The sequence below is a fragment of the Bacteroides graminisolvens DSM 19988 = JCM 15093 genome (assembly GCF_000428125.1).
Classification (GTDB): Bacteria; Bacteroidota; Bacteroidia; order Bacteroidales; family Bacteroidaceae; genus Bacteroides; species Bacteroides graminisolvens.
In genome coordinates, this window is sequence record NZ_ATZI01000004.1 from 146,003 (window position 1) to 158,560 (window position 12,558).

The 12,558-nt window shown below is 42.6% G+C and carries 8 protein-coding genes; 6 read left to right on the top strand and 2 right to left on the bottom strand.

Annotation, left to right across the window (positions count from 1 at the left end; all coding sequences use genetic code 11):
• The first annotated feature begins 252 nt into the window (after positions 1-252).
• From C511_RS0105285 to C511_RS0105310, 6 genes are all read left to right on the top strand, one after another.
• On the top strand, positions 253-3,294 hold the full coding sequence (locus tag C511_RS0105285) for a SusC/RagA family TonB-linked outer membrane protein (RefSeq protein ID WP_034781685.1): 3,042 nt from the start codon (positions 253-255) through the stop codon (positions 3,292-3,294).
• 21 nt (positions 3,295-3,315) lie between these two features.
• Positions 3,316-4,845 (top strand): RagB/SusD family nutrient uptake outer membrane protein, encoded by a 1,530-nt coding sequence (locus C511_RS0105290; protein ID WP_024996373.1) that lies wholly within the window; start codon positions 3,316-3,318, stop codon positions 4,843-4,845.
• A gap of 92 nt (positions 4,846-4,937) precedes the next feature.
• On the top strand, positions 4,938-7,229 hold the full coding sequence (bglX, locus tag C511_RS0105295) for a beta-glucosidase BglX (RefSeq protein ID WP_024996372.1): 2,292 nt from the start codon (positions 4,938-4,940) through the stop codon (positions 7,227-7,229).
• A 5-nt stretch (positions 7,230-7,234) separates the two neighbouring features.
• Positions 7,235-8,095, top strand: a complete 861-nt coding sequence (locus C511_RS0105300; RefSeq protein WP_027317900.1) for an endonuclease/exonuclease/phosphatase family protein — start codon at positions 7,235-7,237, stop codon at positions 8,093-8,095.
• Positions 8,095-9,429, top strand: coding sequence for a glucoamylase family protein (locus C511_RS0105305; protein WP_024996370.1), 1,335 nt, complete (start codon positions 8,095-8,097; stop codon positions 9,427-9,429). Before C511_RS0105300 ends, C511_RS0105305 begins: the two co-directional genes overlap by 1 nt.
• A 12-nt stretch (positions 9,430-9,441) precedes the next feature.
• The gene (locus C511_RS0105310) at positions 9,442-10,182 is read left to right on the top strand and encodes an SGNH/GDSL hydrolase family protein (protein ID WP_024996369.1); all 741 of its coding nucleotides are present in this window, start codon (positions 9,442-9,444) and stop codon (positions 10,180-10,182) included.
• A gap of 67 nt (positions 10,183-10,249) precedes the next feature.
• On the opposite strand, the gene C511_RS0105315 is transcribed toward C511_RS0105310, so the two are convergent.
• Together C511_RS0105315 and fucP are read right to left on the bottom strand one after the other, a co-directional pair.
• The gene (locus C511_RS0105315) at positions 10,250-11,266 is read right to left on the bottom strand and encodes a zinc-binding alcohol dehydrogenase family protein (protein WP_024996368.1); all 1,017 of its coding nucleotides are present in this window, start codon (positions 11,264-11,266) and stop codon (positions 10,250-10,252) included.
• A gap of 22 nt (positions 11,267-11,288) precedes the next feature.
• Positions 11,289-12,545 carry an L-fucose:H+ symporter permease gene (gene fucP / locus C511_RS0105320; protein WP_024996367.1) on the bottom strand — a complete coding sequence of 419 codons (1,257 nt, stop codon included), beginning with the start codon at positions 12,543-12,545 and terminating at the stop codon, positions 11,289-11,291.
• Positions 12,546-12,558: the final 13 nt, after the last annotated feature.

The window sequence follows — 12,558 nt, forward strand, 5'->3', positions numbered from 1 at the left end:
TTGAGAGGTAAATGTGAGGTGCTTTGTTTGTTAAAAAGCACCTCCATGTATCTATTATGAGGAACTTTTTTTGTTCCTCCGATTTTCCATTGATATGTTTGCTTCCGATTTCAATTGCCGCCAATATCTGGTTGCTCTTTGTTAACTTGATACCTGATTATAACAGGGCCCGTTTAATTGGTTTTGAATGAACAGGGAGTGTGCTGAAACGGCAAGGAGAATCGAAAGTGTTTATTGTTAAAATTTAATGCAATGAAAAAACAATCTTTTAAAGAAAAATCTACGAAGAGTTTGTGCCGATTAAGAGCTATATCTTTCCTGATAGGCGTTATGGGCATCTGCTTCTCTTCTGTTTTTGCTCAGAATACGACTCTCACGGGTAAGGTAACTAACGAACAGAACGAGCCTCTGATTGGAGTTGCAGTTCAGGTGGTTAATTCTTCCGGCGGTTCTATAACAGATATCGATGGCAATTATTCCATTCTAGCTGCTCCAAATGCTACTTTACGATTCTCTTATATCGGAATGAAAACGCTGGTAGTAAAGGTCGACGGCCGTAAAGTGATCAACGTGTCGATGGCCGAAGATGTTACCATGTTGACCGAAACGGTTGTTATTGGTTATGGCTCGGCAAAGAAGCGCGACCTGACCGGATCAATCACTAATATTAAAGGGGAGGAAATTGCTAACAAACCGGCTTCAAATCCTTTATCGTCTTTACAAGGTAAGGTGGCCGGTGTGCAAGTGGTGAATACCGGACGTGCCGGTGCCGATCCTGAAATTCGTGTTCGTGGTACCAACTCTATCAACGGTTTTGCTCCGCTGTATATTGTTGACGGACTGTTTAACGATAATATTAATTTCCTCAATCCGGCCGATATTGAATCAATGGAGATTCTGAAAGACCCTTCTTCATTGGCTATCTTTGGTGTACGTGGTGCCAATGGGGTGATTATTGTAACTACCAAGAAGGCCAAAGCCGGACAAACGCTGGTTAATATCAATACTTCTTTCGGCTGGAAAAGGGTGGTCGACAAGATTGACATGGCCAATGCGGCTGAGTTCAAGGAATTATATAATGAACAACTTACCAACCAGGGAACTGCTCCGTTTGATTTCTCTGATTGGAATGCGGATACCGATTGGCAGGATGCAATCTTTCAAACCGGCTTTGTAACCAATAACAACATCAGCATTACCGGTGCTTCTGATAAGAATAGATTTTATTTGGGAGTGGGTTATTCCAGTGAACAAGGTAACATTAAGCATGAAAAGTATAGCAAGATTACGCTGAATGCCAGCAATGAATATAGCGTAAACAAAGATTTGAGATTCGGTTTCCAATTTAATGGAGCACGTATATTGCCTACAGATGCTAAAGAGGTGCTTAGTGCTATTCGTGCCACTCCGGTTGCTCCCATTTTTAATGATGAGTATCAGCTGTTTGCAGCTCTTCCTGAATTTCAGAAAGCACAGATCAGCAACCCGATGGTGGATGTTGAAGAACGTGCCAACACAACCAGAGCTACCAATTACAGGGCTGCCGGTAATGTGTACGGGGAATGGAATTTCTTGAAGAAGTTTACTTTCCGCACTACTTTCTCAATGGATTATGCTTCAAACAATTCTCGCAAATATACGCCTATCGTGAAGGTGTATGATCCTGAAGCAGCGGGTAACATCAATATTTTGGGAACGAAGAAAACGGCTGTTGAACAAACCAAGAGTGATGAGACAAAGGTGCAGAGCGATTACTTGCTCACGTATGTTGATTCGTTTAATGATCATAACATAACCGTAACTGCCGGCTTTACTACCTATTACAATTCGTATAGCTCACTTACTGCCGGTCGTGATCAAGGTGTGGGATTGGTTATTGCCGATGATCCTGATAAATGGTATGTAAGCATTGGTGATGCAGGCGCTTCAACCAATGGCAGTTCGCAGTGGGAACGTACCACCGTATCTGCTCTGGCTCGTTTGCTGTATAACTACAAAGGGAAGTATTTGCTGAATGCTTCTTTCCGTCGCGATGGTTCTTCTGCTTTCTCTTACACTGGTAATCAGTGGCAGAACTTCTACTCCATTGGTGGTGGTTGGTTAATGTCGGAAGAGAAGTTTATGTCTGATCAACATTTCTTCGATATGTTGAAGTTGAAAGGTTCTTGGGGTACACTAGGTAATCAGGCCATGAAGTCTGCTTATCCGGCTCAACCGTTGTTGCTCAACTCATCTTCTGCCGTATTTGGAGACAACATTATACCGGGCTATCAATTGGAATATTTACCCAATCCTAACTTGCGTTGGGAAAAGGTGGAAGCGTGGGAAGCCGGTTTTGATGCTAATATGTTGAAGAATCGTTTGCATGTGGAAGGTGTGTATTATCACAAGAATACGAAGGATTTGCTGGCTACTGTTCCGGGATTATCGGGCACAGTACCGGGTGTAGGTAATTTGGGTGAGATTGAAAATAAGGGTATAGAACTAGCCGCTTCGTGGAGTGACCGCAAAGGCGACTGGGGATATAGCATTGGCGGTAACTTGACTACCATTAAAAACAAGGTATTAAGTCTGGTACAGAATGGTTATTCCATAATTGATGGTGCCAAGAGCATGAGTTACACGCAGGCAGGCTATCCTATCGGATATTTCTACGGATACAAGGTGGAAGGTGTGTATCAATCGGCTGCTGAGATTGCTAATTCTCCCGTCAACAAGCTGGCAACAGTGACTCCCGGTGACTTGAAATTTGTAGATGTAGACGGAGATGAAATGATAACTCCGGCCGACCGTACTATTATTGGTAATCCAACACCGGATTTTACTTACGGCATTAATTTAGGTGTGTCTTACAAGAATCTGGAACTAAGCATCGACATGATGGGACAGCAGGGAAATGAAATATTCCGTACTTGGGATAATTATAATTGGTCACAGTTCAACTACATGGCTCAACGAGTGGGTCGCTGGCACGGTGAAGGAACGTCGAATACACAACCTTTGCTGAATATTAAGCACACCATTAATAACCAGAACTCTGATTATTATATTGAAGACGGTAGTTTCTTCCGCATACGTAACATTCAGTTGGCTTATAACTTTGACAAAGGATTCCTGGATAAGTTACGCATAAAAGCCTTAAAGGTTTACACCAATATTCAGAATCTCAAGACTTGGAAGAACAATACCGGTTATACTCCTGAACTGGGAGGCTCTGCTACGGCTTTCGGTGTTGATGATGGTTCGTATCCTATGCCGGCTGTGTATACGTTTGGCCTTAACTTAACTTTCTAATTACCCTTAAAATTGCACATTATGAAACTGAATAAATATATATTATCGCTGATGTTGGCTACTTCCGTCTTTGGCCTAACAGGTTGTAGTGATTTTCTGGATCGTAGCCCTCTTGGACAGTTTACCGAGGATGATACACCCGAAGGTGGCTCGTCAATAGACGGACAGGTTTTCAGTATGTACACGATGATGCGTAGCTATAACATTACCGCTGGTATTCCTGCTTTCATGGTACACAACGTTCGTTCCGAAGATTCTGAAAAAGGAAGTTCGGCTGGCGATGGGGCAGACCAGGCTGCGTTTTGGGATGATTTTGAGTATACCACGAATAACGGAACCGTAAAAGCCTATTGGTCTCAAAACTATACGATCATCTATCAGGCAAACTCTGTTATCGATGCGGTCAATAATTTGAGCTCTGATGATGAAGGTGTTAAAAGGAATAAGGGTGAGGCTCTCTTTTTCCGTGCTTATTGTTACTTTAATCTGGTCAGGGCGTTTGGCGAGGTTCCTTTGGTGACGGCCAAAATTCGCGATGCAGCCGAAGCTAATGTCCCTAAAACGACTGTGGAGAAGATTTATGAGCAAATTGACCTGGATTTGGATGAGGCTGAAAAGCTACTTCCCAGACAATGGACTTCCGAATATATCGGTCGGTTAACTTGGGGAGCTGCCCGTGCACTACATGCACGTACGTACATGATGAGAAATAGTTGGAGTAACATGTCTGCTGCTGCCAAAGAGGTAATGAGTTCCGGACTGTATAACTTAGATACTCCTTACGATCAGATATTTACGGATGCAGGTGAGAATTGCAGTGAGTCTGTCTTTGAATTGCAATGTGCGTCAACAGCTGCTCTGCCGGCCAGTACTTCCATCGGAAGTCAGTTTTGCCAGGTACAAGGTGTGCGTGGCTCGGGTGAATGGAACTTAGGCTGGGGTTGGCACATGGCTACCAAAGAACTAGGTACGGCTTACGAATCGGGCGATCCGCGTAAGGATGCTACTTTGCTTTATTTCCGTAAAAGTGCCGATGAACCTGTTACAGCTGCTAATACGAACAAACCTTATGGGGAGTCTCCGGTCTCTTCTGCAATGGGAGCTTATTATAATAAAAAGGCTTATACAAACCCGGCTAAGCGTAAGGAGTTTACCAACAGTGGTTTTTGGGTGAATATTCGTCTGATCAGGTATGCCGATGTGGTATTGATGGCTGCTGAGGCTGCTAATGAATTAGGCAACACGAAGGAGGCTTCTGATGATTTGGAAATGGTGCGTGCACGTGCTCGTGGCAATGATAATACCATTTTGCCTAAGGTTACTACATTGGATCAGGCTTTGTTGAGAGATGCCATTCGTCACGAACGCCGCGTGGAACTGGGATTGGAGTTTGACCGTTTCTACGATTTGGTTCGTTGGGGTATAGCTAAAGATGTTCTGCATGCGGCTGGTAAGGTGAAGTATCAGGATAAGCACCGTTATTTACCGCTACCTCAAGATGAGATTGATAAGTCGAACGGGGTATTGGTTCAGAATTCGGATTATAAATAATAGGTATTATATAAATATGTATGTCTAAGAAGGGAGTGTTTAGGCATAACCTTCTTAGACTCTTTTATTTCAATTGGTAAAATTAGTCACTTATGAATAGTTGGTATTATAGAAAATATATAGTTTCTCTTGTTTTGCTGGTTTCTGTTTCTGCATTTGCGCAGCAATCTTCTGCAGAGATGAATCGTTTTATCGATGCTTTGATGAAGAAGATGACCATCGAGGAGAAAATAGGACAGCTTAATTTACCTGTAAGCGGAGAAATTACTACGGGACAGGCTAAAAGCAGCAATGTGGCCGAGAAGATTCGTCAGGGAAAAGTAGGAGGATTGTTTAATCTGAAGGGAGTTGCCAAAATTAAAGAGGTTCAGAAACTGGCAGTGGAAGAGAGTAGGCTGAAGATTCCTTTGATTTTTGGAATGGATGTGATTCACGGATACGAAACGGTTTTTCCAATTCCACTGGGCTTGTCGTGTACATGGGATATGGAGGCTATTGAGAAGTCGGCACGCATCTCTGCTGTTGAGGCTAGTGCGGATGGTATTTGTTGGACGTTTGGTCCGATGCTCGACATTTGCCGCGATCCTCGTTGGGGAAGAGCTTCTGAGGGCTGTGGAGAAGATCCGTTCTTAGGGGCCGAAATTGCCAAAGCGATGGTGCGGGGGTATCAGGGTAAGGACCTGAAAGCTGCCAATGAGATCATGGCTTGTGTGAAGCATTTTGCTTTGTATGGTGCCAGTGAAGCTGGACGGGATTATAACACGGTGGATATGAGTCGCATTCGTATGATGAATGAGTATATGCCGCCTTATAAAGCGGCAATAGATGCCGGAGCGGGTAGTGTTATGGCTTCTTTCAATGAAATAGATGGTGTACCGGCCACTGCCAATAAATGGTTGCTGACTGATTTACTTCGTGATCAGTGGGGCTTTAATGGTTTTGTGGTAACAGATTTCACCGGAATAGCCGAAATGGTGCATCATGGCATTGGTGATCTGAAAACGGTATCTGCCAGAGCTGTTAATGCCGGTGTGGATATGGATATGGTAAGTGCGGGTTTTGAAGATACGCTGAAGAAGTCGGTGGAAGAGGGAGTTGTAAGCATGGATGTGCTGAACCAAGCTTGTCGACGTATTTTGGAGGCGAAATATAAATTGGGACTGTTTGCTAATCCTTATAAGTATTGTGACTTGAAACGTCCGCAGAAAGAAATATATACTGATAGTCATCGATCGGATGCTCGTAAAATTGCTTCGGAGAGTTTCGTTCTATTGAAGAATGATCATGATTTGCTGCCTTTGAAGAAACAGGGTACTGTAGCGGTGGTGGGACCGCTAGCTGAGGCCGGTGAAAATATGGTGGGAACATGGAGCGTAGCAGCCGTATTGGATCGTACTCCTTCTTTGGTTAAGGGACTTCGTGAAGTTGTAGGCAATAAGGCGAATGTTGTATATGCCAAAGGTAGTAACTTGGTTAGTGATGCTGATTATGAAACTCGTGCTACCATGTTTGGACGGAGTTTACACCGTGACGGACGTACGGAGAAGGAACTGTTGGCCGAGGCTTTGAAGGTCTCTGCTACTGCCGACGTGATTGTGGCTGCTTTGGGTGAATCTTCTGAAATGAGTGGTGAAAGTAGTTCGCGTACCGATTTGGAATTACCCGACGTACAACGCACGTTGTTAATGGAACTGCTTAAAACAGGTAAGCCTGTTGTGGTGGTATTATTTACCGGTAGGCCACTCGTGCTAACTTGGGAGCAAAAAAATGTACCTGCTATATTGAATGTATGGTTTGGCGGCAGCGAATCGGCTTATGCCATCGGTGATGTTTTGTTTGGTGATGTGAATCCCAGCGGAAAGTTGACAATGACTTTTCCGCAGAACGTGGGTCAGATTCCGTTGTATTACAATCACAAGAATACGGGTCGTCCATTACCCGAAGGTGGCTGGTTTGAAAAATTCCGCAGCAATTACCTGGATGTAAGCAATGACCCTCTGTATCCTTTCGGCTACGGACTGAGCTATACTGATTTTAAATACAGTGATGTGGAATTGAGTAGCAAGACTCTTACTAAGAATGGCGAACTTACGGCAACAGTAACCGTTACCAATACTGGTATGCGTGATGGAGCGGAGGTTGTGCAACTGTATATTCGTGATTTAGTAGGTAGTGTTACGCGTCCGGTTAAAGAACTGAAAGGATTCCGGAAGATTTTCCTGAAAGCGGGTGAGTCAACCAAGGTTTCATTCACCATTACTCCTGAATTATTGAAGTTTTATGATTACGATCTTAACTATGTATGCGAATCGGGCGACTTTAACGTGATGATAGGAGGGAATAGTAGGGATGTAAAAGGAACCGGTTTTACGCTGAAAATGTAATTACGATGAGAAAATATATATTTAGTTTGACTTGGATCCTTCTTTTTTTGCTTACCACTTCGTGTGGTATGCAAAAAAAGAGTCTGGTTGCTGATGTGATGACTTTCAATATTCGTCTGGATGTTCCTTCAGACAGCTTAAACAGTTGGCAACATCGCAAAGATAATGTGGCCGGAATGATTCGTTATTATGAACCGGATATTATAGGTATGCAGGAAGTTCTGCATAGCCAACTGGTTGATTTGACAGAACGATTGCCCCGGTATACAGCTGTTGGAGTGGGAAGAGCAGACGGTAAGATGGCTGGTGAGTATTGTTCCTTGTTTTTTAAAACGGATCATTTCGAGCTGCTAAAAGAAGGTAACTTTAGTTTAAGTGAAACTCCGTTGAAATTTGGGGTGAAAGGATGGGATGCTGCTTACGAACGTATGGCCACTTGGGCGGTTTTGAAAGACAAAGCAACCGGACAGAAGTTTATTTGCATCAATACACATTTGGATAACGAAGGTAAATTGGCTCGTAAAGAGGGCTTGAAACTAGTATTAGCAAAAGCAAAAGAACTGGGTGGTGGATTGCCGGTTATTGTCATGGGTGATTTCAACGATACTGCTGAGTCAGAGTCCATACGAATCATGGATCACAGTGGAATGAAGAATACCCGAGGAGCTGCTGCGGTGGTGTATGGTCCGTCGTGGAGTTTTCATGATTTCGGCCGCTTGAATATGGCTGAAAGACCTTTGATTGATCACATTTATGTGAGTACTCCGATTGATGTTAATAAATACCGTGTAGTGAATGATACTCCTGAATACGGGTACTTATCAGATCATAATCCGGTTCTTGTGAATATAACAATAAAGAAATAATGAAACAGATACGATGGATGTTTTTGCTTTTATTTTGTAGCTATTTTCTATTTGGAAATTGTGCAAATAAAACAGAAGTAACAGGAAAATTACTGCGTGATACTGATTTGTTGGACACGGTTCAGTATTATACGTTCAATTATTTTTGGGATGGAGCTGAAGAGATGAGTGGCATGGCACGTGAACGCTACAACGAGAATGGCATCTACCCCGAAAATGATAAGCATATTGTGACTACCGGAGGAACGGGGTTTGGCTTAATGGCTATTTTATCGGGTATTAAACGAGGATATATTACGGATGAACAGGGTCTTGCTCGCTTTGAAAAAATTGTTTCTTTTCTGGAAAAGGCCGATCGTTTTCATGGCGTTTATCCGCATTGGTTGAATGGAGAAACAGGTAAAGTAAAGCCATTCAGTCTCAAGGATGATGGTGGCGACTTGGTGGAAACAGCTTTCTTGATGCAAGGATTGCTTGCTGTTCATCAATTCTATGCGGATGGTTCCGCTAAAGAACGAGAAATAGCTGCCCGTATTGATAAGCTTTGGAAAGAGGTGGAATGGGATTGGTACTGCAATAACCAACCTGTGTTGTTTTGGCATTGGAGTCAGAACTACGGATGGGAGATGAATTTCCCGGTTCGAGGTTTTAATGAATGTCTTATCATGTACGTACTTGCAGCAGCTTCTCCTACTCATGGCGTTTCGGAAGAGGTATATCATCAGGGATGGGCAGAGAATGGTGACATTGTTTCTCCCCACAAAACCGAAGGATTGTCGTTGAATCTTCGCTATCAAGGTACAGATGCCGGACCATTATTTTGGGCGCATTATTCATTTTTGGGACTTAATCCGAATGGACTAAAAGATAGGTATGCTGATTATTTCGAGGAAATGAAAAACTATACGCTGATAAACAGGGCTTATTGTATTCGAAATCCGAAAGGGTATAAAGGTTACGGTGCTAATTGCTGGGGGTTAACAGCTAGTTATAGCGTGAATGGTTACTCCGGTCATGCTCCTAACGAGAATAGCGATTTAGGAGTTATTGCACCAACGGCTGCTCTTTCATCCATAGTATACACGCCTAAAGAATCGATGGAAGTGATGCATCATTTGTATGATATGCGTAGCAAACTTTTTGGTAAATATGGATTTTATGATGCATTCAGTGAAACTGCTGGGTGGTTTCCCAAGTCTTATTTGGCTATTGATCAGGGTCCGATAGCTGTTATGATTGAGAATTACCGTTCGGGATTTCTTTGGGATCTCTTTATGAGTCACCCCGATGTGAAGAACGGACTAAATAAATTAGATTTTAATGTAGTTAAATAAGTCAATAGGAAAATGAGACAATATTTTGGAGTTCTGTTTCTTACTATTCTGTCTTTGCCCATGTTTGCGCAAGCACAGTTACAGCAAGATTCGGTTCGGTTTTGTGAATATATTGCGGTGAAGCATGCCGATGCGGCTGGCTGGGTTACCCGCTATCAAACAGAAATAGATAAATACGTGGATGAGAACAAAAATTTAAAAGACAAATCGTGTGACGTTTTATTTTTGGGAAGCTCTTCCATTAATTTATGGGATAATATTTATCAAGATATGGCTCCCATGAAAATTATACGGCGATCCTACGGCGGCGCTGCTTTACGAGATATGCTTTACAATTATAGTGTGATTGCACGTGGCTATAATCCACACTCTATTGTTTTGTATGTGGAGAATGATATTTGTAATAGTCCAGAAGATATTACAATAGGTCAGACTTTTGACTTCTTCCGTGTTTTTATAAGTAAGATAAAACGGGATTATCCGTTGGTACCTCTTTATGTACTTTCTATAAAACCTTCGTATGCACGTGAGAAAATAAGCTCTAAACAGAAAATGGTAAATACGTTGTTGGAAGAATATATCAGTACTCTAAACAATGTGTTCTATGTGGATGTAGCTTCATGCATGTATGATGAAAAGGGAGTACTTCGAAAAGATATCTTTAAAAAAGATAATCTGCACATGAACCAGACCGGATATGATCTTTGGACAGCACGTTTGAAACCGTTACTGTTACAACATAAGAAGTCTTAAATTAAAGTTGTTATATAAGCCATTCATCCCTTACATACGAGGATGAATGGCTTCATTTTTTTTCTATTTATAATTCCACAAGAATTCTGAAAACTTTGCCCGGATTAGCGACCCATTCTTCCATTGCCTGAAGCGTGTCTTCAGGTTTTACAATTTTTGTAATTAGCTCGTCTACAGGGCAATTGCCGGTGTTCATGTAATTGATAACTGCTCTGAAGTCTGCCGGTAAAGCATTTCTTGATCCACGAATGTCTAGCTCTTTCTGTACGAAATACTTGGTTTGGAAAGCCACTTCGTTCTTGGCATAACCAATGCATACCACTCTACCGGTAAATCCTACCTCGTCAACAGCCATTACGTATGTTGCCGGACTTCCCACTGCTTCGATGACTACATCGGCGCCAAAGCCTTCGGTAATTTCTTGCATACGTTGGTGTACATTTTCTGTTTTTGAATTAACAGCATAGGATGCACCCATGCGTTTAGCCAAATCGAGCTTTTCATCATCTAGATCTACTGCAATCACCGTGGCTCCTCTAAGCGCAGCACGCACAATAGCACCGATACCAATCATTCCGCAGCCTATAACCATAACATATTCATTGTCGGTTACCTGACCGCGGGCCACTGCATGAAAGCCTACGCTCATTGGTTCAATTAATGCGCAATCACGTGAAGAGATGTTTCCGGCCGGGATAATCTTTGTCCATGGCAATACGGCATATTCGCACATCACACCGTTGCGCTGAACACCCAACGTTTCGTTATGCTCGCAGGCGTTAACACGTCCGTTTCTGCAAGAAGCACATTTACCACAGTTGGTGTAAGGATTCAATGTTACATTCATTCCTTTCTCAAATCCGCCGGGTACTTCCGAACCTATTTCTTCAATTACAGCACCAACTTCGTGTCCGGGAATAACCGGTAGCTTTACCATGGGGTTTCGACCTAAAAATGTGTTCAGGTCAGAACCACAAAAACCTACATATTTAATTCTTACCAACACCTCACCGGCACCAACAGTCGGCTTTTCCAACTCAACCACCTTAATTTCTGAGGGGTTAACAATTTGAACTGCTTTCATTTTATTGTTTATAATAAATTTATTAATCAATAACCTTGTATCCTTTCCAACCATAGAAAGCACAGAAGGCGAAACAAATCATTGGCACAAAATAGGCCATGTAATAGATATCTTCGTAGGCGTGCATGAAATAAGCTGTGAACTGTGGTAGGCATGCGTTACCAACAATTGCCATGACCAAAAAAGCAGAGCCGCTTTTCGTATGTTCTCCTAATCCTTTCAGTGCAAGAGAGAATTGTGTAGGGTACATGATGGACATGAAAAAAGAGATAGCAAGCATGGCATAGAGTCCTACCATACCACCCCAAAACATAACAACGCCACATAAAATGATATTCATTAAGGAGTAAATTAATAACATGTCTTGCGGACGGAACTTCACCATTAATCCGGTACCAATCCAACGACCGGAAAGGAAAGCCAGCATGTACAATCCGAAGAATGTGGTTGCGGTATCTTCAGACAATCCGGCATAGGTGCAACAATACACCAAAAATAAACTGTTGATGGCTGTTTGTCCGCCGTTATAGAAAAACTGTGCGATGACACCCCAACGTAAGTGTGAACGCTTCAAAACTCCGAAGTCAATGAGTCTTTCTTTCTTTTCTGATGAACTATTTGACCCTTCGTCGCCTATCTTGGGAAGTTTTGAAAAGATGAATATGATTGCAATAACGATGAGTAAAATAGCCAAAAGCAGATAAGGCATTTTCATGGCATCTGTCTCAACTTGCAGATATGCTTCCCACCCGCCTGGATAATCCGCCGGAATGGAATCTCGGGTGTAATGGCTACCGCTTAAAACTAATTTGCTCAGGAACATGGCCGAAATGAAGGCTCCAAGTCCATTGAATGACTGTGCAAGGTTTAGTCTTCTGGGAGCGGTTTCTGCTGATCCCAGTACCGTAACGTAAGGATTGGCTGCTGTTTCAAGGAAGCACATCCCGGTTGCTATGACGAAAAAGATACAGAGGTAAGCCCAGTATTCTTTTACTATGGCTGCAGGGAAGAAAAGCAATCCTCCAACAGCAGCCAATATGAGGCCAAAGATTATTCCCGCTTTGTAACTATAGCGTTTCATGAACATAGCTATAGGGATGGGGAAAATAAAATAGGCTAACCAGTAAGCCGTTTCTGTAAACGATGCTTCAAAGGTATTTAGTTCGCACGTTTTCATGAGTTGCCTGATCATGGTTGGGAGCAGGTTGCTGCTAATGGCCCATAGGAAGAAAAGGCAGAAAATAAGTGATAACGGTAAAGTGTATGTGTTCTTTTTCATGGTGCAGATTTGT

What these genes read in the sequence shown, in the direction of transcription:
- C511_RS0105300 (WP_027317900.1), top strand. Translation starts at nt 7,235, where the DNA reads ATGAGAAAATATATATTTAGTTTGACTTGGATCCTTCTTTTTTTGCTT.
- C511_RS0105285 (WP_034781685.1), top strand. Translation starts at nt 253, where the DNA reads ATGAAAAAACAATCTTTTAAAGAAAAATCTACGAAGAGTTTGTGCCGA.
- C511_RS0105305 (WP_024996370.1), top strand. Translation starts at nt 8,095, where the DNA reads ATGAAACAGATACGATGGATGTTTTTGCTTTTATTTTGTAGCTATTTT.
- C511_RS0105310 (WP_024996369.1), top strand. Translation starts at nt 9,442, where the DNA reads ATGAGACAATATTTTGGAGTTCTGTTTCTTACTATTCTGTCTTTGCCC.
- fucP (WP_024996367.1), bottom strand. Translation starts at nt 12,545, where the DNA reads ATGAAAAAGAACACATACACTTTACCGTTATCACTTATTTTCTGCCTT.
- bglX (WP_024996372.1), top strand. Translation starts at nt 4,938, where the DNA reads ATGAATAGTTGGTATTATAGAAAATATATAGTTTCTCTTGTTTTGCTG.
- C511_RS0105315 (WP_024996368.1), bottom strand. Translation starts at nt 11,266, where the DNA reads ATGAAAGCAGTTCAAATTGTTAACCCCTCAGAAATTAAGGTGGTTGAG.
- C511_RS0105290 (WP_024996373.1), top strand. Translation starts at nt 3,316, where the DNA reads ATGAAACTGAATAAATATATATTATCGCTGATGTTGGCTACTTCCGTC.